At 37.5% G+C, this 21,487-nt stretch carries 16 protein-coding genes; 14 read left to right on the top strand and 2 right to left on the bottom strand.

Annotated elements, in window-relative coordinates; translation table 11 throughout:
• Window positions 1–10: 10 nt before the first annotated feature.
• The gene (locus tag FNW21_RS08940) at window positions 11–3,088 is read right to left on the bottom strand and encodes a SusC/RagA family TonB-linked outer membrane protein (RefSeq protein WP_144256400.1); all 3,078 of its coding nucleotides are present in this window, start codon (window positions 3,086–3,088) and stop codon (window positions 11–13) included.
• 234 nt (window positions 3,089–3,322) lie between these two features.
• Here FNW21_RS08940 and FNW21_RS08945 point away from each other — a divergent pair, with 234 nt between their 5' ends.
• From FNW21_RS08945 to FNW21_RS08985, 9 genes are all read left to right on the top strand, one after another.
• Entirely contained in the window at window positions 3,323–4,345 is a 1,023-nt protein-coding gene (locus tag FNW21_RS08945) for a LacI family DNA-binding transcriptional regulator (RefSeq protein ID WP_144256401.1), read from the top strand.
• A gap of 507 nt (window positions 4,346–4,852) precedes the next feature.
• Window positions 4,853–6,181: an MFS transporter gene (locus FNW21_RS08950; protein ID WP_144256402.1), complete on the top strand. Its 1,329-nt coding sequence runs from the start codon at window positions 4,853–4,855 to the stop codon at window positions 6,179–6,181.
• A 16-nt stretch (window positions 6,182–6,197) separates the two neighbouring features.
• Window positions 6,198–6,857 (top strand): beta-phosphoglucomutase, encoded by a 660-nt coding sequence (pgmB, locus tag FNW21_RS08955; RefSeq protein WP_144256403.1) that lies wholly within the window; start codon window positions 6,198–6,200, stop codon window positions 6,855–6,857.
• A 72-nt stretch (window positions 6,858–6,929) separates the two neighbouring features.
• Window positions 6,930–9,236 (top strand): glycoside hydrolase family 65 protein, encoded by a 2,307-nt coding sequence (locus FNW21_RS08960; RefSeq protein WP_144256404.1) that lies wholly within the window; start codon window positions 6,930–6,932, stop codon window positions 9,234–9,236.
• Between the two features lie 54 nt (window positions 9,237–9,290).
• On the top strand, window positions 9,291–11,129 hold the full coding sequence (locus tag FNW21_RS08965) for a glycoside hydrolase family 13 protein (RefSeq protein WP_144256405.1): 1,839 nt from the start codon (window positions 9,291–9,293) through the stop codon (window positions 11,127–11,129).
• A gap of 18 nt (window positions 11,130–11,147) precedes the next feature.
• The gene (locus FNW21_RS08970; RefSeq protein WP_144256406.1) at window positions 11,148–13,517 is read left to right on the top strand and encodes a glycoside hydrolase family 31 protein; all 2,370 of its coding nucleotides are present in this window, start codon (window positions 11,148–11,150) and stop codon (window positions 13,515–13,517) included.
• Between the two features lie 10 nt (window positions 13,518–13,527).
• On the top strand, window positions 13,528–15,192 hold the full coding sequence (locus FNW21_RS08975) for an alpha-amylase family glycosyl hydrolase (RefSeq protein WP_144256407.1): 1,665 nt from the start codon (window positions 13,528–13,530) through the stop codon (window positions 15,190–15,192).
• 114 nt (window positions 15,193–15,306) lie between these two features.
• The gene (locus FNW21_RS08980; RefSeq protein ID WP_144256408.1) at window positions 15,307–15,984 is read left to right on the top strand and encodes a glycerophosphodiester phosphodiesterase; all 678 of its coding nucleotides are present in this window, start codon (window positions 15,307–15,309) and stop codon (window positions 15,982–15,984) included.
• Window positions 15,981–17,189, top strand: coding sequence for a BaiN/RdsA family NAD(P)/FAD-dependent oxidoreductase (locus FNW21_RS08985; protein WP_144256409.1), 1,209 nt, complete (start codon window positions 15,981–15,983; stop codon window positions 17,187–17,189). The genes FNW21_RS08980 and FNW21_RS08985 overlap by 4 nt, the downstream gene beginning before the upstream one ends.
• Here FNW21_RS08985 and FNW21_RS08990 read toward each other — a convergent pair.
• Window positions 17,186–17,662 (bottom strand): TspO/MBR family protein, encoded by a 477-nt coding sequence (locus FNW21_RS08990; RefSeq protein ID WP_144256410.1) that lies wholly within the window; start codon window positions 17,660–17,662, stop codon window positions 17,186–17,188. The genes FNW21_RS08985 and FNW21_RS08990 overlap by 4 nt on opposite strands.
• A 114-nt stretch (window positions 17,663–17,776) precedes the next feature.
• Between FNW21_RS08990 and FNW21_RS08995 the strand changes: the two genes are divergently transcribed.
• The 5 genes from FNW21_RS08995 to FNW21_RS09015 are packed head-to-tail and all read left to right on the top strand — an operon-like array spanning window position 17,777 to window position 21,374.
• Complete coding sequence (locus tag FNW21_RS08995) at window positions 17,777–18,889, top strand: diphosphomevalonate/mevalonate 3,5-bisphosphate decarboxylase family protein (RefSeq protein WP_144256411.1); 1,113 nt, start codon at window positions 17,777–17,779, stop codon at window positions 18,887–18,889.
• 21 nt (window positions 18,890–18,910) lie between these two features.
• Window positions 18,911–19,129, top strand: a complete 219-nt coding sequence (locus FNW21_RS09000; RefSeq protein ID WP_144256412.1) for a hypothetical protein — start codon at window positions 18,911–18,913, stop codon at window positions 19,127–19,129.
• Window positions 19,129–19,431 (top strand): type II toxin-antitoxin system RelE/ParE family toxin, encoded by a 303-nt coding sequence (locus FNW21_RS09005; RefSeq protein ID WP_144256413.1) that lies wholly within the window; start codon window positions 19,129–19,131, stop codon window positions 19,429–19,431. The genes FNW21_RS09000 and FNW21_RS09005 overlap by 1 nt, the downstream gene beginning before the upstream one ends.
• A gap of 13 nt (window positions 19,432–19,444) precedes the next feature.
• Entirely contained in the window at window positions 19,445–20,383 is a 939-nt protein-coding gene (locus FNW21_RS09010; protein WP_144256414.1) for a mevalonate kinase family protein, read from the top strand.
• 34 nt (window positions 20,384–20,417) lie between these two features.
• Window positions 20,418–21,374: a geranylgeranylglycerol-phosphate geranylgeranyltransferase gene (locus FNW21_RS09015; RefSeq protein ID WP_144256415.1), complete on the top strand. Its 957-nt coding sequence runs from the start codon at window positions 20,418–20,420 to the stop codon at window positions 21,372–21,374.
• Window positions 21,375–21,487 lie beyond the last annotated feature (113 nt).

The following is a 21,487-nucleotide window of genomic DNA, read 5'->3' on the forward strand; positions in this document are numbered from 1 at the left end:
TTTATAAAAATTAAAAATCAAGACTTACTCCAAAAGTATACGTAATAGGTCTTGGATAAAAATTACCATCAATTGCATTGAAGCTCTCTGGGTCTTGACCAGAATAGTTGGTTATGATAAACGCATTATTAACAGATCCGCTTACTCGTAAAGAAGATTTATTAATAAATTTAGCAAATTTATACGATAATGAAATGTTGTCGCAACGCAAGAAAGTAGCGTCTTCTAACAAGTAATCACTAAATTGTTCGTTTCCAATAAAATTATCAAAAATAGGATTGGCAGTACCGTCATAAAAATTCAAAACATTGTTTAATGAATTTCCGTTTTGTGGTATTGCGCTTTGAATACTTCCGTTACTAGCTACTTTACGGTTATACACTTGTCCGCCTAATTGTCCTCTAAAGTTAGCTGCTAAATCCCAGTTTTTATAATTAATACTGGTATTGAAACCAAAAGTCCAGTTGGGACGCAATGATTTGTAATATTTATCAGCATTTGTAATAACGCCATCGCCATTAAAATCTGTGTAAGCACCTACTATAGGTTGTCCTTTGGCATCATAAATTTGTTGGAATACCCAAGCCGAATATGGTTGGTATCCTACTGGATTGTAGGCCAAATAAACACCTGTTCCTCCTACGGTACTTCCTGTATCAGGAGTTACTGTAAGCTCTTTCAAATTAGAAATTTTGCTGTAGTTGTAAGCTATATTACCCCCAAAGTTCAGGTTAAAATCATCGCTTGAAACGGCTTTTACGTTCAATGACAATTCAAGACCATCACCTTCCATAGAACCAACATTTTTTATAAATTCACTACCCCCTGTTCCTCCTGCTGCAAAGGGAACATTTGCTAACAAATCAGTTGTTTTTCTATGATATACATCAAATGCTCCAGATAAAATACTTCCTGTAAACAATTCAAAATCCAAACCTAAATTATAAGTAGTTGTTTTTTCCCAAGTCAAATCAGCATTGTACGGTAGCGGTGTGTAGGTAGTTATATTTGGCAAATATTGACTAGTGACATTTCCTGGTGTAAAAAGTGGTCTTGACGGAAAATAACGATTTGGGATGTTAGATTGTCCTGTTCTACCCCAACCCAATCTTAATTTTAAATCCTGGAAAAGTTTAGAATCTTTCAAGAAGGCTTCTTCTTTTATTTTCCAAGCTCCACCTACAGCAGGAAAGATTCCCCATCTGTTTTCAGGAGTAAACAAAGACGAAGCATCTGTTCTAAGAGTCGCTGTAAACAAATACTTTCCTAACAAATCAACATTGGTTCTACCAAAGAAGGCTTGCAAATTCAAAGGCGAATAATACCTGTTGTTTGGGTTATTAGCATTGATATTAGGCTCTCTAAGTCCAGTATCAATGTTGTTTCTAAATTGTTCTGAATACCCATCTGTTCTAAAATCTTGGTACGAATACCCCGCTTGCGCATCAAATTTAGTTACAAAACCAGTGTAGGTTTTAGAATAGGCTAAATAGGCATCCATTGTTTTGTTTGTAGACGTTTGATTCTCTAGGTAGCTCATTCCTGGATTGAACAAATAATTGCTCGTATGATCTGTACCTTGATTGAAAGTATAAGTCGCCAAAGCATTGTTTGCAAACGACTCTCTAATTCTAGATTGAGACGCATCTAAACCTAAATTCACTACCGCTCTTAAGTCACGTAAAAAAGGCAATTTATAATCAAATTCTACATTTCCTAAAAAACGAACGGCTCTTTCTGGTCTTTTTCTTTGTTCCAATAAAGCAAGTGGATTAGTAGAACCAACCATTAAATCTCTATTTCCGTTTAACAAAGTAGATTGGTAATACCCATCAAATTTATTATTGAATGAATCTCCGTAAACGGGTTTGGTTGGATCCATACTTAACGCACCACCTAAAGCACCATCTTCGTCAATTGTATTTTTGTTTGTATAGGTTCCTTTGGCATTGATATCAATTTTTAAATCGTCATGCAACAATTTAGGCGTCATTTTAAAAGAGTAACTCAAACGCTCGTAATCACTATTTCGAACCAAACCTTGTGTTTTATTATACCCAACAGAAGCTCTAAAAGGTATTTTTTTGTACAAATTAGCTCTTGCGCTAAAATTGTGATCCGTTGAGATAGACGTTCTCAAAATAACATCTTGCCAATCGGTATTGCTTAAAATTCTACCTTCAATTTCTGGTGTAGCTAGATTATCAACAGCATCAGTAGTTGGATCATCTATTCCAAGCTGATTGGTTTTTGTTGGGTGGTATTGTTGGATGAATTTTGTAAAATCCACACCATTCATAACATTTAATTTTTTACCCACTTGTCCTATAGAAACATTGGCCGAATAATTAAATTGTGGCGCTCCAGTTGTTCCTTTTTTGGTTGTAATCAAGATCACACCATTCGAAGCTCTTACCCCATAAATAGCTGTTGCAGACGCATCTTTCAAGATAGAAAAACTCTCTACATCATTAGGATTTATTAAGGTAAAAGGATTGCTAACTCCTGCTGGATTATTATCCCCTATAGGAACTCCATCAATAATAATTAAAGGATTGTTAGACGCATTCAACGACGCGCCACCACGAATTCTAATATTAGGAGAAGCATCCGGTTGACCACCACTATTAGTAATTCGAACCCCAGCGGCTTTTCCTGCTAGTAATTGATCCGTAGATACAATCGCTCCTTTATTAAAATCTTTGGCAGTTACCAGGGCAACTGACCCTGTTGCATCTTTTTTCTTTGCCGATCCGTATCCTACTTGAATAACAACTTCTTGCAATTGATTGGATTCCTCGGTAAGACTTACGGTAAGACTTTTTTGAGAATCATAACTAACTGATGCACTTTTGTAACCTATAAAAGAGAAAATAATTTTATCCCCTTTCTTAACATTAGGCAACTTATAGTTTCCATCAAAATCTGTCGAAACACCATTGCTGGTGCCTTGCACATTTACATTTACCCCTGGAATTGGCTGTTTTGTCACTGCATCAACAACAGTTCCGCTAACTACATTTTGAGCTAGCATGCTCATAGGCAGGAGTAGTAATAAAAATAACAACTTTTTATAAATTGTTTTCATACTTTTTGTTTAAATTAATTTGAGTTTGGTAGTACTGTAACTTGATTCTTTTACTTCGAATTTCAAAATTAAGTAAATATTAACAACATCAACATGACATATATCATAATGACTTACGAAAACGTGATAGTGTTGAAAACTTTGAAGTTTATTTATAATTTGTTAATGAAAAATGCAATAAATAAAAAATAATCCTATCTTTATTGAAGAATAACATTTTCACACCCCACGATCATGAAAAAGAAAGTTACCTTAAAACAAATTGCAAAAGAACTCGATGTATCCATTTCCACCGTTTCAAAATCACTCCGAAATAGCCTAGAAATTGGCGAAGAAACCAGACTAAAAGTGCAGGCTTTCGCCAAATTTTACAACTACAAACCTAATAATATTGCGCTGAGTTTAAAAAACCGAAAAACAAAAACCATTGGGATTATAATTCCGGAAATTGTACACTATTTTTTCTCAACCGTTATCAATGGCATCGAACAAATTGCCAACGAGAAAGGCTACAGTGTTATCATTTGTTTATCCAATGATTCCTTTGACAAAGAAGTTTTGAATATGGAAATGCTAGCCAATGGAAGCATCGACGGTTTTATCATGTCACTATCCAAAGAAACCCAATACAAAGCCGATTTTCATCATATTACCGAAGTAATTAATCAAGGAATGCCCGTAGTCATGTTTGACCGAATCACCAACGAAGTGCTGTGTGACAAAGTAATCATAGACGATAAAACGGCCGCCTACGAAGCCGTTCAAAGTTTAATTGACAAAGGCCGAAAAAAAATAGCACTCGTAACCACCGTAGATTATGTGAGCGTAGGAAAACTGCGTACTGACGGTTATATCAAAGCGCTTTTGGACAACGGAATTCCCTTTAATGAAAACCTAATCATCAAAATCGAAGATGTAGATACCTGCGAAATCACCATTGGCAAATTAATGGAAGACAAAGCCATTGATGCTGTTTTTGCAGTAAACGAACTTTTTGCCGTAACCATCATTAAAACAGCCCATAAAATAGGATTAAAAGTGCCTGATGATTTGGCTGTAATCGCCTTTACGGACGGAATTATTTCTAAATATTCCACACCAACCATTACAACTGTCAGTCAAAGCGGTTCTAAAATGGGAAAAAAAGCCGCCAAAATGCTAATCGATCGCTTGGAATCGGAGGAGGAAGATGGCGAAGAAAACTACAAAACCGAAGTCATTGAAACACATCTTATAGAGCGAGAATCAACAAATTAGCCCAAAAGGAAACAACTTATTAACAAAAAACGTTTTCGTTATTTTAAAAATTTCTAAAATTAAAACCTTTAGAAAAAAGAATTATATTTACACCAACTCAAAACTTTTTCTTTTACTTCGAAAAATAAGAAGCGTTTTGAAAAGTACACCAACCTATAAACCAATGCGTTTACTAGGTTTATTGTTTTTTGGATTCAATCCAAATAAATCTCATTCTCCAAAACACCTACTTATATACAATTCCATTAAAATTAGTTTCTGTACCAAAGCGTACGGCAGCCGATTTTAAAAAAAAGGCTCCAACTGTCTCCCAAATAAGCAGATTTAAAAATCTACTGCATTATTTACCAGACCGTTTCAGTATTTTTGTGAGTATAAAAAACAAAAAAATACCGCAGGCAAAGTAAAAATGCACGCGCTATTTTGAGAAATAAATAAATGGTTCGCCATTCATTTTTTGGGATAAACATCGTGTTTGTCTGTATTAATTTTTAAAAAGTATCAAAAATGGAAAAACCAAAATTGAGTTTTTGGCAAATTTGGAATTTAAGTTTTGGTTTCTTGGGAGTGCAAATAGGATACTCCTTGCAAAACGGAAACACGAGTAGAATTCTTGAAGCATTAGGAGCTGATGTGCATAGCATTGGTTATTTTTGGCTAGCAGCCCCAATGGCTGGATTAATTGTGCAACCCATAATTGGTTTATCAAGCGACAAAACTTGGACAAGACTTGGACGACGAATCCCTTTTATCTTTTTTGGTGCCATCGTTTCGGCAACGGCTATGTTCTTTATGCCCAATGCCGAATATTTTGCGTACTTATTACCCCCATTATTTTTTGGTGGATTGATGTTGTTATTAATGGACACCTCGTTCAATGTAACCATGCAACCTTTTAGAGCATTGGTTGGAGACATGGTCAATGACGAGCAACGTAATTTAGGGTACTCGCTACAAAGTGCTTTAATTAATTTTGGAGCCGTTTTTGGTTCTTTATTGCCCTGGATTTTAGCCAAAGCGGGTATTGCAAATGTACCCGAAGCTGGCGAAAAAGTAGCCGCATCGGTAATTTGGTCCTTCTATATTGGGGGTGCCATATTATTGATAACCGTTCTTTGGACTGTTTTTAAAACCAAAGAATACTCCCCAAAAGACCATACCGCATACAACAACATTGTACTAGATGCCGAAGTAAAAAAAGAAAAAACAAGTATTTTCAAGTTAATAGCAAATGCACCAACTATTTTTTGGCAGTTGGGAATTGTACAATTCTTTTCTTGGTTTGCTTTATTCTTGATGTGGGTATATACCACCAGAGCAATTGCGGATCAGGTTTGGGGCCCAGAAGCATTAGATGCAAAATCAATTGGTTTTAACGAAGCTGGAGATTGGACAGGCGTATTATTTGCTTTTTATAGCGCCGTTGCTGCTCTTTTTTCTTTGTTAATCCCAACTATAGCCAAGTCAATTGGTCGCAAAAAAACATATAGTTTCTCGCTACTATTAGGTGGTTTAGGACTTATCTCCATGTTTTTGATTCACGATAAAAACATGTTACTCCTTTCTATGATAGGTGTAGGTTTTGCTTGGGCAGCAATTTTGGCCATGCCATACGCTATGCTTTCTGGCTCATTACCCGCCGATAAAATGGGGGTTTATATGGGACTTTTTAACGCCACAATTACGTTGCCACAAATAGCCGCTGGGTTATTAGGAAGTACGTTAATTGCTTTTTTTGGAGGATTTCCAATGGCAATTATTGTCATTGCTGGAGTCTCCATGTTGCTCGCAGGTATAGGAGTTGTTTTCATAAAAGAAAAATCAACTAGTAAATAATTATTTTAAATTAAAAATGGAAAAGGTTAAAGCATTTATATTCGATTTAGACGGGGTAATAGTAGACACGGCAAAATATCATTTTTTAGCTTGGAAAAAAATTGCCAACAAATTGAATATTGATTTTACTCACGAACACAACGAGTTGCTCAAAGGAGTAAGCCGCGTTCGTTCACTAGATATTATACTAGAATTAGGCAACATCAATGCCTCGCAAGAAGATAAAGACAAATGGTTGGTTCAAAAAAACGAAGACTATTTATCCTATTTGGTCGATATGGATCAAAGTGAAATTCTGCCAGGAGTACTGCCTGTTTTAGACTATTTGAAACTAAAAAAACAACCCATTGCATTGGGTTCAGCCAGTAAAAACGCCAGGCCTATTCTAGCCAAAACAGGAATTCTAGATTATTTTGATGCCATTGTAGACGGCAATGACGTTTCGAATGCGAAACCCGATCCCGAAGTTTTCTTGATAGCGGCTCAATTATTACATACCGCACCGCAAGATGCTATTGTTTTTGAGGATTCAGTGGCAGGTGTTCAAGCGGCTAATATTGGGAATATGACCAGTATTGGTATTGGAGACACGGCCACTTTGAACGAAGCCCAATTTATATTTAAAGATTTTACACATATTGAAACTAGTTTTCTAGACCAATTAATCCAGAAGTAATCCCGAAATGAAAGCTGTAGCTCGCTACTGTTTGCATGAAAATAACCATTGAAAAATTAATAAAAAAAACAAATGAACCAAGATTATATACAACCAAACGATTGGTCCATCATTGAAGAAGGATTTGATGTAGATAGAGTTAAATCCTCCGAAAGCCTTTTCAGCATAGGAAATGGAGCGATGGGACAACGTGCTAATTTTGAAGAAAATTACTCTGGACATACCTTTCAAGGAAGCTATATCGCTGGAATTTATTATCCAGATAAAACCAAAGTGGGTTGGTGGAAAAATGGCTACCCAAAATATTTTGCCAAAGTCCTCAATGCTCCCAATTGGATTGGAATTGACATCGAGATTAATGGCGAAAACTTTGACCTTAATTCCTGTACCGAAGTGAGCAATTTCCGCAGAGAATTGAACATGAAGGAAGGATGGTACAACCGCTCCTTTACCGCTGTACTTAAAAATAAAACCGAAATTGCTGTTAACGTTCGTCGTTTTCTTTCGATAGAATTAGACGAAGTGGGCTACATCAATTACGAAATTACACCTTTAAACAAAGATGCCAAAATTGTCTACAAACCGTATGTAGACGCTGGTGTTACCAATGAAGATACCAACTGGGAAGAAAAATTCTGGGAACCGCTTGACGTAAAAAAATCAGGAAACGAGGGATTTGTAACCGCACAAACCTTCAAAACGCATTTCAAAGTAACTACTTTTATGCACAATAGCATCTTGACGAATGGCGAACTTACCCATATTTCGCCGTCGACTATTGATGCACTTTCGGATAAAATCCAGTTTTCCTATGATACTATTGTTGCCAAAGGAGAAAAATCGTCCATCCAAAAAATAGGTGGTTATACCGTTTCTTTAAACCACGAAAACACGGTAACTGCCGCCGAAAAAATAATTCAAGTGGCCTTACACAAAGGATACGACCAGTTGCTAGAAGAGCACATTGCTGCTTGGGCCAAAATTTGGGAAATGTCAGACATTACCATCACTGGCGATGTAAAGGCACAACAAGGCATTCGTTTTAATATTTTTCAATTAAACCAAACCTATCTTGGTAAAGATTCCCGTTTAAACATTGGACCAAAAGGATTTACTGGCGAAAAATATGGTGGATCAACCTACTGGGATACCGAGGCGTATTGCATTCCGTTTTATATGGCGACCAAAGACCAGCAAGTGGCTCGAAACTTATTAACCTACCGTTTCAACCAATTAGACAAAGCTATCGAAAATGCCAAGGACAATTTAGGTTTTAAAAACGGAGCAGCTTTGTACCCAATGGTAACAATGAATGGCGAAGAATGCCACAACGAATGGGAAATCACACACGAAGAAATTCATAGAAACGGCGCCATCGCTTTTGCCATCTTCAATTACTACCGCTTTACGGGAGATTACTCCTATATCCCTGAAAAAGGATTGGAAGTATTAATAGGAATTGCTCGTTTTTGGCATCAAAGAGCTTCTTTTTCTAAAGAAAAAGACCAGTATGTAATCCTAGGAGTTACTGGCCCTAACGAATACGAAAACAACATCAACAATAATTTCTACACGAATTATATTGCTAAATGGTGTATTGATTATGCCTACGAACAAATTCAAAAAGTATCTCTAGAATACCCATTGGATCACAAACGCATTATCGAAAAAGTGGCGCTATCTGAAACCGAATTGCACGAATGGAAATCCGTATCCCAAAACATGTACTTCCCTAAATCAGCTGAATTGGGTATTTACTTGCAACAAGATGGCTTCCTAGACAAAGACCTCGTTCCAGTAAAAGACCTCGATCGCTCCCAACGTCCTATTAATCAAAAATGGTCTTGGGATCGCGTGTTGCGCTCACCTTACATCAAGCAAGCCGATGTGCTGCAATGTTTCTACTTTTTTGAAAATCATTTTTCGAAAGAAGAACTAGAACGTAATTTTGACTTTTACGAATCCTTTACCGTGCATGAAAGTTCGCTTTCGCCATGCGTACACTCCATTCAAGCCGCCAAATTAGACAAAATGGATATGGCCTACACATTCTACTTGAGAACTTCCCGCTTGGATCTTGATGATTACAATAAAGAAGTCGAAGAGGGATGCCACATTACTTCAATGGCCGGAACTTGGATGAGCATTGTAGAAGGCTTTGGGGGTATGAGAGTCAAAAACGACAGCTTACACTTTTCCCCAAAAATACCAAAAGAATGGGAAGGCTATTCGTTTAAAATCAATTTTAGAAATCAAATTTTAAAAATTGCAGTCACTCATAACGAAACCCAATTTTCATTAGAAGGCGATAAAGAAATAACCGTTTTTGTAAATGAAAAACCCATCGAAGTGCAACCCAATCAAATGGTAACCGCTTAAAACCACAAACCCTTTCAAAACACTACTTTGAAAGGGTTTTAAAATTACATCAAAATGAAAAAAATAGCACTCTTACTCGTTTTAGTTTCCAACTGCCTTTTGGCTCAAATCCAAAGAGTCGAACCCCCATTTTGGTACGCAGGAATGCACAATCCTGAACTTCAAATTTTATTCTATGGGAAAAATATTGCCCAAAACGACGTTTCCGTTTCTCACAATATTCCTATTCTGGAGGTCAAAAGAACCGAAAACCCCAATTACCTCTTTGTCACCATTGACACCCAAAAAGCAACAGCACAAGAACTCCTTTTTACTTTTTCTAAAGATAAAAAAGTGGCTTTTACCCAAAAATATGCCTTAAAACAACGAAGACCCAATTCAGCTCAACGCAAAAGTTACGATGCCTCGGATATGATTTACCTCATCATGTCTGATCGTTTTGCTAACGGAAATCCCAAAAATGATAGCAACCCAACGGTCATCGAAAAAGCCAACCGCAGCAACCCAGGTGGCAGACATGGCGGCGATATTGCAGGAATGATTCAAAATTTAGATTACCTGAAAGAGTTGGGTGTAACCACATTATGGCCAACACCACTTTGCGAAGACAATGACAAAGCCTACTCCTACCACACTTACGGCCAATCCGATGTGTATAAAATAGATCCCCGTTTTGGAACCAATGAGGAATATGTACAACTATCCGCACAATTGCACCAGCGTGACATGAAACTTATCATGGATTATGTGACCAATCACTGGGGAATACAACACTGGATGATGAATGATTTACCAACCAAGGATTGGATCAATCAATTTGAAACGTACACTGGAACCACGCATAAAAGAACAACCGTACACGATATAAACGCTTCCAAAATTGATTACGAAACCTGTTTCAACGGTTGGTTTGTGCCCTCAATGCCTGATTTAAACCAAACCAATCCATTGGTTCTAAACTACCTGACTCAAAACGCCATTTGGTGGATTGAATACGCCAATGTAGATGGTTTTAGAGTAGATACGTATTCCTATTGCGACAAAGACGGCATTGCAAAATGGACAAAAGCAATAACAAACGAGTATCCTAATTTTAATATTGTTGGCGAAATTTGGATGCAAGACCAAGCACAAATGGCCTTTTGGCAAAAAAACAGTAAGATTGGAGCTATTCAAAACTTCAATTCGAATTTACCTAGCGTTATGGATTTTGTTTTGCTAACCGCTTTACAAAGTGTTTTTAACGAAAATGAAGCTACTTGGGACAAAGGCATGATGAAAATCTACGACAATTTAGCCAATGATTTTTTATATCCAAATCCAAACAGCTTACTCATTTTTGCCGAAAATCATGATACCGATCGTTTCAACGAAACCTACAAAAACGATTTCAAAAAATACCAAATGGCCATGACACTGGTAGCTACACTTCGTGGAATTCCGCAATTGTATTACGGCTCCGAGATAGGAATGGCGGGTAATAAGAGTAAAGGTGGCGACGCAGCTATACGCCAAGATTTTCCTGGTGGCTGGAAAGGCGATACCAACAATGCGTTTTTAAAATCAGGTAGAACACCAGAGCAAGCCCAGTATTTTGACTTCACAGCAAAACTTTTTCAATGGCGAAAAACCAATGAAGCCGTACATTTTGGAAAAACCACACACTATATTCCTGAAAATAATGTGTATGTCTATTTTCGATATACCGCTCAAAAAACGGTTATGGTGGTAGTCAACAACAGCGATAAAAACCAAACTGTAAAAACCAAACGATTTCAAGAAAACATTCAAAATTTCAATACAGGAACCGATGTCCTCACCGGAAAATCCGTCGATTTGAAAACCGATATGAATATTGATAGCAAATCGGTTTTACTATTAGAATTGAACTAAACGACTTTCCCAAACAACATGAAACAGTTATTCATCTATTTGCTAGCCACCGGTTTTGCTTTTGCACAAAACGCCAATCGCAACTACCTGAGCTATACAAAAACCAACAGCACATTAGAAATAAAAACGACTGATGGGTTGTATTTGCTAAAACCGTATTCCGAGAACACTATCGAAACCACGTTTATTCCAAACGGAGAACTATTCGATAAGGAGTCGCATGCCGTGGTTTTGATGCCTCAAAAAAACATTTCAAAAGTCACCGAAACCACAAAAACAATTGCGCTTTCGACCAAAGGAATCCGTGTTATAATTGATAAAAAACCATTTAAAATTTCGTATTCGTACAAAAACAAATTGCTCCTTTCTGAAAAAAATGGCTATTCCAAAAATGAAAATACCCAAACCATAGATTTCAATCTTGACCCAACCGAAACCTTGTATGGTGGTGGCTCGAGAGCGTTAGGAATGAATCGGCGTGGCAATAGATTGCAATTGTACAATCGGGCACAATTTGGGTATTCTAACCACGCTCCGCTGCTCAATTTTTGCATTCCACTAGTTTTATCTTCAAAAATGTATGCCGTTCATTTTGACAATCCCGCTACTGGCTATTTGGATTTAGACAGTCAAAAAAACAACACATTAGCCTATGAAACTAGTTCTGGACGAAAAACCTACCAAGTCATTGCAGCCGATTCTTGGACAGATTTGATTTCAAATTATACTGCTCTAACAGGCAAACAACCCTTGCCAGCACGATGGACATTAGGTAATTTCTCTAGTCGTTTTGGGTATCACAGCCAAGAAGAAGTCGAAAAAACCATCGAAAAATTCAAAAACGATTCCATTCCAGTTGACGCAATTATTATTGATTTATACTGGTTTGGCAAAACAATTCAAGGCACATTGGGCAATTTGGACTGGGACAAGGAACGTTTTCCAGACCCAACAAAAATGATCGCCCATTTGAATGCGAAAGACATCAAAACCGTACTCATAACCGAGCCTTTTGTTTTAACAACTTCGAGCAAATGGCAAGAAGCCGTAGCCCAAAAAGTCTTGGCAACGGATGCTAGCGGAAATCCTTTTACGTATGATTTCTATTTTGGCAACACCGGAATAATCGACGTATTCAAACCCGAAGGCAAACAATGGTTTTGGTCCATTTACAAAAATTTAATTAACCAGGGCGTTGGTGGTTTGTGGGGCGATCTAGGCGAGCCCGAAGCATTCCCATCACAAGGCATTACTGCCAAAGGAAAAGCCGATGACGTCCATAATATTTACGGACACAACTGGGCAAAACTAGTGGCAGAAGGCTACCAAAAAGAGTTTCCCAACACACGCCCTTTCATCTTGATGCGCTCTGGGTACTCGGGTTCGCAGCGTTTTGGTATGATTCCGTGGTCGGGTGATGTGAGCCGTTCTTGGGAAGGATTGCAATCGCAACCCGAAATTGCATTGCAAATGGGCATGCAAGGAATGGGATATATGCACTCGGATTTGGGTGGTTTTGCTGGCGATTATTTTGACAATGAATTGTACATTCGGTGGTTGCAATATGGCGTTTTCCAACCCATATTTCGTCCACATGCTGGCGAAGCTGTAGCATCAGAACCTGTTTATAAGGATATTGTCACCAAGGCAAAAGCCAAAAAAGAAATCGAATTGCGGTACCAAATGCTGCCATACAACTATACTTTGGCATTCGAAAACAATCAAAAAGGAACACCATTAATGCGTCCGCTGCTGTTTGAAGAACCGCAAAATCAAGCCTTACTAAATGTTTCCGAAACCTATTTTTGGGGAAATGACTTTTTGGTACATCCCATCACTTCGCCAGGAAGTACTGAAGCGGTTGTTTATTTTCCAAAAAACAACAATTGGTTCGACTTTTATACCGACGAAAAAAAGCAAGCAGGAACAACGGCAACTGTAGCGGTCGTTGCGGATCACATTCCCGTTTTTGTGCGTGGTGGCGCTTTCATTCCAAGGATTGCAACTATTCAAAACACATCAAAATATGCGTTGACAAATTTTGATTTGCATTTTTATTTTGATGAAAAAACACCCAAAAGCGAAGGACAATTGTACAATGACAACGGGACAACGCCTAATGCTTATGAAAAAGGAGCTTTTGAAATCCTCAAATTCAATCAAGTTGCAACTGAAAAAGACCTCACCATAAACGTGACGACAACAACAGGAAAAGCATTCCAATCTGCCGAAAAGAGGATGACTTTACTCGTTCATAATTTGAATGGAAAAGCCAAAAAAGTGCTCGTTGACGGAAAAAATGCTTCTTTCCAAACCAAAGAAAAAACAATCGAAATTACAGTGGTTTTGCAACAAGGAAAACCCAATACAATACACGTACAATTTTAATAAAAACGCCATGAAAAAAATTATTATTTATAGCTTGATTACATTTTCGCTAGTGCTATCCAGTTGTTCCTCAACCAAAAAAACAAGTATGAAAGAACCGCAAAAAACACCATTTGTTTGGGAAGGAGCTAATTTATATTTCTTGATGACGGATCGTTTTAACAATGGAGATCCAAGTACGGATGTAAACTTTGGTCGAGACAAAACTGCTGGAAAATTACGTGGTTTTGAAGGTGGCGACATCAAAGGAATCATTCAAAAAATAGACGATGGCTATTTTGAAAAATTAGGAATCAATGCCATTTGGCTGACCCCAATTGTGGAGCAAATTCACGACGGAGTTGATGAAGGAACTGGCTTAAGCTATGGCTTTCATGGCTATTGGGCAAGAGATTGGACGGCATTGGATCCTAATTTTGGAACCAAAAAAGACCTCGCAGAATTAGTTACCAAAGCCCACGCCAAAGGCATCCGAATTGTACTCGATGGCGTCATCAACCATACTGGGCCAGTAACGCCACTTGATACCGTTTGGCCAGAAAACTGGGTGCGCACCGGGCCACAATGCGATTACAAAAATTTTATGAATACAACCGCTTGTACCTTGGTTGCCAATCTTCCTGATGTAAAAACCGAAAGCACTATTGAAGTAACAATTCCACCTTTTTTGGCCGAAAAATGGAAATCAGAAGGGCGTTATGATACTGAAATGGCATCCTTAAATGCTTTTTTTACCCGCACTGGCTATCCAAGAACACCCAAGTATTACATCATCAAATGGTTGACGGATTACATCACTGAATTTGGAATTGATGGCTACCGAGCCGATACTGTAAAACATACCGAAGAAGATGTTTGGGCTGATTTTAAAACCCAATGTAATTATGCTTTTGAAACTTGGAAGAAAAACAATCCCGAAAAAGTACTCGATAACAATGCTTTTTACACCATCGCCGAAGTATATAATTACGGCATAAGCGGCGGACAACTTTTTGACTTTGGAGACAAAAAAGTAAATTATTATCAAAACGGATTCAACAACATGATTAATTTTGAATTCAAATGGGATGCTCAAAAAGACTATGAATTTTTGTTCTCCAAATATTCCTCAAAATTAAATAATGAGCTCAAAGGATACAGCGTCCTAAACTATTTGTCCTCTCACGACGACGGTGCTCCATTTGACCCCAAACGTGTCAAAAGTATTGAAAGCGGGACTAAATTATTGCTTTCGCCTGGACTTTCTCAAACCTATTATGGCGATGAATCGGGGCGTTCACTTGTCGTTCAAGGAACACAAGGCGATGCAACTTTACGTTCGTTTATGAATTGGGATTCCATCAAAACCAATCCCGAAACCCAAAAAATAGTAGCGCATTGGCAAAAATTAGGACAATTTAGACACAATCATCCGTGTATTGGTGCGGGAATTCACACTCAAATTACGGCACAACCCTACACCTTTAGCCGAACGTTTACCAAAGACGGTTTTATAGACAAAGTAATTGTTGGTTTGGATATGCCTATTGGCAAAAAAGAACTTGCGGTAGCTTCCATTTTCAGCAACGGAACTACGTTAAGAGAAACCTATTCTGGCAAAGAAGTAGTTGTTGCTAATGGCAAAGTAGTAGTTGATTCGCCATTTGCCTTTGTATTATTGGAATTAAAAAACTAGCAAATCGAACCGCTTAGTGAATCAATTGTTCGTTGATTGAAATTATAAAAACGCAAAACGTCTTTACAAATAAAGGCGTTTTTTTTATGTTTATATTTGCCAAAAAAAAGCACTATGCTCAAAATAGGTCACCGAGGAGCAAAGGGTTACGAACCCGAAAACACAATTGCGTCCTTTCAAAAAGCAATCGACATGCAGGTTGACGGCATCGAACTAGACGTGCATTTGAGTGCAGATGGTCACTTGATGGTGCTGCACGACGATACGATTGACCGAACTACAAACGGAAAAGGAGCTGTAAATACCCTATCTTTGCTGGAATTAAAAACTTTTAGAATTGCTGGAATTCACGAAATTCCAACTCTTACAGAAGTATTGGATTTGGTAAATCAAAACGTATTAGTCAATATTGAGCTAAAAAGTTATGAAACTGCCGAAAAAGTGATCACAACTATCGAACAATACATCTTGGATAAAAACGGGGATTACAGCCATTTTTTAGTTTCTAGTTTCGATTGGAACGCGTTGCAACAGATTCGGTTTTTGAATGCAAAAATTCCCATTGGAATCCTAACCGAAACCAATTTAGACCTTGCTTTTTCAGTTGCCAAATTTATGAAAGCCGAGGCAATTCATCCTTATTTTCATTTGTTAACCAAAGAAAATACGGCTCAAATTCAAGAAAAAGGAATTCAGGTTTTTCCATGGACAATCAATACACTTGAAGACATTCAAAAAATAAAATCATTCAACGTAAACGGAATCATCACGGATTTCCCAGATAGAATATGAATCAAAATTTTGACATTATAATCGTTGGTGGCGGTGCGGCGGGTTTTTTTACGGCCATAAATTGTGTGGAGAAAAACCCAAAACTAAAAGTAGCCATTCTAGAACGAGGTGCAGAGGTGCTGGGCAAAGTTCGCATTTCGGGTGGCGGGCGTTGCAATGTGACCCACGCCTGTTTTGAACCCAATGAATTAGTAAAATTTTATCCTCGTGGAGAAAAGGAATTGCGAGGTTCGTTTCATCAGTTTTGCTCTGGTGACACCATTGAGTGGTTTGAAAATCACGGCGTGGAACTCAAAATCGAAGCTGACGGACGTATGTTTCCCATCTCTAATTCCTCCCAAACGATTATTGATTGTTTTCTAGCGGCTACAAAAAAACTGGGAATTGCAGTATTGACAGGGCAAAGCGTACAATCTATTTTCAGGAAAGAGGCATTTTGGAAAATCGAAACCCAATCCGAAAACTACCTTACCGAAAAACTAATTCTCGCAACAGGAAGCAATCCCAAAATTTGGGACTTGCTACACACCTTTGGTCACGCCATAGTCCCGCCAGTTCCTTCCCTATTTACCTTCAATATCAAAGATGCCCGAATCAAAGAATTACCTGGAGTTGCAGCCCCAGTTAAGGTAAAAGTAAAAGACACAAAACTCGCATCAACGGGGCCATTATTAATCACACATTGGGGAATGAGCGGCCCTGCGATTTTGAAATTATCGGCTTGGGGAGCTCGGATTTTGCATGACAAAAACTATCAGTTTACCATTTATGTCAATTGGCTCAATGACAGTACTCCAGAAGATGCCGAAAAAATCCTGAAAGAAACCAAGCAAGATCATGCCAAAAAAATGGTTTCCAAAAACGCTCTTTTTGGATTAACAAACCGTTTGTGGGAGAGTTTGGTTTTGGCGTCCAGCATTACTCCCGAAACAAAATGGGCGGATTTGTCTAAAACGCAACTGCAAAATTTAGTGCAGCAATTAACCAATGGCACGTTTCAAGTCAATGGCAAAAGCACCTTCAAAGAAGAATTTGTAACCGCTGGCGGAATTGATTTAAAAGAAATCAACTTCAAAACCATGAAAAGTAAATTACATGAAAACCTTTATTTTGCTGGCGAAATAGTAAATATTGACGCCATCACAGGGGGCTTTAATTTCCAGAATGCCTGGACAAGTGGGTTTATTGTGGCGAATAGTATTTAAGGATTCAACCACCAAATACTCGCATTCAAAACCGCTGCAAAACTTACCCAAGCCAAATATGGCAGGAATAAATATCCTGAAATTTTATTAATTTTGGCAAACTGAACATAGGTTTCGTAAATCAGTAACCACAAAATGATTATTTCTAAACCAGCCAACATTGGGTTGTGCAATCCAAAGAAAAGATACGACCAAAGCGCATTCAAAGCCAACTGAATGGCGAAAAAAAGCAGCGCTTTTTTGACGATTTCTTTCTCATAATCAATCCTATTCCATACCAATCCTGCAGCAATTCCCATCAGGATATATAGCATACTCCAAACGGGTGCAAAAATCCAATTGGGCGGATTAAAACTCGGTTTTATAAGCGTTGGATACCAAGTTGTTATTGCGGATCTAGTAACCATTCCAGAAAAATATCCTATGACAAGACACGTGATTACGACGGTCAAAATTCGAGTGATTTTGTTCATTTTTATGTTTTTATAAAGTAAGCCAAATTTAGTCAAATCTTTCTATAGATTCCCCTCATAAATCAACAAACGAATACATAAGAAAGAAGTATCTTTGCAAAAAATGTTTCATTTATGGTTTCAGCAAACGATTTTATTCCGTTACCCTACACCCACACGATTGAAAGTGGCCATTTCCAGTGGAGTGCTCCCAGCAATATTGCATTAGTAAAATATTGGGGGAAAAAAGAAAATCACCCGAGCCTGAAAGGCGAACTGGCGAAGCAAATTCCAGCAAATCCATCGGTTAGTTTTACCTTGAATACTTGTAAAACGATTACCAAATTGGCTTTCGCCAAAAAAAAGAACGACACTAATTTTTCATTCGATTTGCTTTTTGAAGGAAAACCAAAAGAAGATTTCAAGCCAAAGATTCAAAAATTCCTGGAGCGAATTGCCCTTTATTTGCCCTTTATAAACGACTATCATTTTACAATTGATACCCAAAACACGTTTCCGCACAGTTCTGGAATTGCATCATCGGCATCTGGAATGGCGGCTTTGGCAATGAATTTAATGAGTCTAGAAAAAGCCTTAAATCCCGCAATGACCGAGGATTATTTTTATAGTAAAGCCTCGTTTTTGGCACGTTTAGGTTCCGGAAGCGCTTGCCGAAGCGTAAAAGGAAGCCTTGTTGTGTGGGGGAATCAAGCCAATATCAACGGAAGTTCGGATTTGTATGGCGTAGCCTATCCGCAGGCGATTCACGACAATTTCAAGAATTTTCAAGATACGATTTTGCTAGTTGACAAAGGCGAAAAACAAGTCTCGAGCACCCTTGGACACGACTTGATGCACGACCACCCTTTTGCCGAAAGGCGGTTTGCACAAGCACACGAAAATCTAGACCAACTCATTCCGATTTTCGAAAGTGGCAATCTCAACGAATTTATAAAAATTGTAGAGAGCGAAGCCTTGACGCTGCATGCTATGATGATGACCTCGATGCCGTATTTTATTTTGATGAAACCAAACACATTAGAAATCATAAATACCATTTGGAAATTTAGAAATGAGACTCAAATTCCTGTTTGTTTTACTCTTGATGCAGGTGCCAATGTACACGTTTTGTACCCCGAAAATGTCAAAGAAAAAGTCTTGCAATTTATTAAACACGAATTAGTTGGCTATTGCCAAAATGGTCAGTATCTTTGCGATGAAATAGGGAATGGGGCGGAAAGAATTTAATATATTTCTAAAAAGGCAAATATGAACATTCAACTAGAAAAATCAAAATTGATGAAATTGTTGGAAGAAACCAACGATGAGTCTATACTTGCATCCATCAAAAAAATATTCATCACCCAAAAAAAGGATTTTTGGGATGAATTGACTGAAGAACAAAAATTTGAAATTGAAGAAGGGGAAAGGCAAATAGAGAGAGGGGAATTCGTGCTCTATGAAGATTTGATGAAAAAATACAGATAATGAAAAGAGAAATCATCTTTTCAAAAAATGCTGAAAAAAGTTTAATTGATTTGTTGGAACATTTAGAATTAAAATGGTCTATAAAAGTTAGAGAAAAATTCATTTTAAAACTAGATAAGTTAATTCACTTAATTCAAAATGAACCTGAAATTTTTCCAAAATCTCAAATTAACAAAAACCAACACAGATGTGTTTTGTCAAAACAATCAACTATTTATTATCGATTTAATTCAAAAAAAATTAGAATATTGTCTCTTTTTGATACGCAACAAAACCCAATAAAAATTAACAAAATAAAATAAGTTCAAAACAACTATGAAAGGACCTTTATTTTACTCAAAAATATTACTTTTTGGAGAATACGGAATTATTCAAGATTCGAAAGGCTTGTCTATTCCTTATAATTTTTATAACGGCGCTTTAAAAAAAGAAGCCAATCCGTCTCCAGAAGCAATCGAATCTAATGGGCATTTGAAACGTTTTGTTGCCTATCTAGAAAAGTTGCAAAACGAACAACCGGATTTGGTTTCCTTTGATTTAGCAACCTTACAAGACGATGTTGCCACGGGAATGTTCTTTGACTCCAGCATTCCGCAAGGTTATGGCGTAGGGAGTAGCGGTGCTCTGGTAGCGGCTATTTACGACAAATATGCACATGACAAAATTACGGTTCTCGAGAATTTGACGCGTGAAAAACTATTGACTTTGAAAACGATTTTTTCGCAAATGGAGAGTTTTTTTCACGGCAAAAGTTCGGGATTAGATCCTTTGAACAGCTATTTGAGTATTCCTATCTTGATTAATTCAAAAGACAATATTGAAGCTACAGGAATTCCAACACAAAGTTTTGACGGCAAAGGAGCCGTGTTTTTGTTAGATTCAGGAATTGTTGGCGAAACGGCGCCTATGGTCAATATTTTTATGGAAAGCCTGAAAGACAAAGGGTTTCGAACCATGTTGAAAAATCAATTTGTAAAACATACCGATGCTTGTGTGGAGAATTTCCTTGGTGGCGATATGAAGGCCTTGTTTATGAATACCAAGAAATTATCGAAAGTAGTTTTGAGCAACTTCAAACCGATGATTCCCGAGCAATTTCATGGCATTTGGCAAAAAGGGATTGACACCAATGACTATTATTTGAAACTATGTGGCTCTGGTGGTGGCGGTTATATGCTGGGTTTTACCCAAGATTTAGAACGTGCAAAAGCCTCCTTAAAGGATTACAAATTAGAAGTCGTATATCAGTTTTAAAAAAAAATCCCACTTTAAACCATAAACGCAACTCATGTTTAGCAGAAAAAACAAACTTCTTGTAATGAAAATTGTCAGTTTGTTCTCTGTGGTTAGAGGCTATAATATTCCCATTATTATTTTGGCGCAATATCTTTCGGCGGTGTTTATTCTTGCTCCGGAGAAAAGAGCGTTGGCCATTTTACTCGATTTTAATTTATTTATACTCGTTTTTGCATCGGCATTGACGATTGCTTCGGGCTATATTATCAATAACTTTTATGACAGCCAGAAAGATTTAATCAACCGTCCTAACAAATCCATGTTGGATCGCTTGGTGAGTCAAAAAACAAAGTTGAGCGTTTATTTTACGCTAAATTTCGTAGTTGCTCTTATGGCTTTGTTCATTTCTTGGCGGGCTTTTTTATTCTTTTCGGTTTATATTTTCTTGATTTGGTTTTATTCTCATAAAATAAAAAAAATTCCAATTGTTGGGAATTTAACGTCGGCTTTGTTGGCGGTATTGCCGTTTTTTGCTATTTTGTTGTACTATTACAATTCGATTTCGTTTAATGAAATCGAAAATCACAAGGGGCATTTTGCGGTAATTTTTGCACATGCGACCTTCCTTTTTTTGTTGCTACTCATTCGCGAAATGATCAAAGATTTAGAAAACATTAAAGGTGATTTGGCTAATAATTACCAAACAATTCCCATCCTTTATGGCGAAATAGTTGCTAAAAAAAGCATCACAGTTTTGACTTTTCTCACCATTATTCCGGTCTATATTTTGATCGAAATATACGATGTGGGGTATATGGACATTTATTTTTATGGTTGCTTGATAGTGCTCATTTTCTTTGTACTTTATTTATGGCAATCCAACACGAAAGAACAATTCTTGTTGCTTCATAATGTGCTCAAATTTCTAATTGTTTCAGGCGTTTTTTGCATCGTACTCATTAATCCTAGTGTGTTGTGGCATGGCAAAAATATGCTGTTGAAAATTTAATTCCACCCTAGCCCTGACAGGAACGGCATCCTTGTGGGCGGGGGTTCCGCCTACAAGATACAGTGAATGGCAGGAAACAGCTCCAAAGACACGGCATAACAACCAACTTTACA

This window comes from Flavobacterium restrictum, from assembly GCF_007097245.1.
GTDB classification, from domain to species: domain Bacteria; phylum Bacteroidota; class Bacteroidia; order Flavobacteriales; family Flavobacteriaceae; genus Flavobacterium; species Flavobacterium restrictum.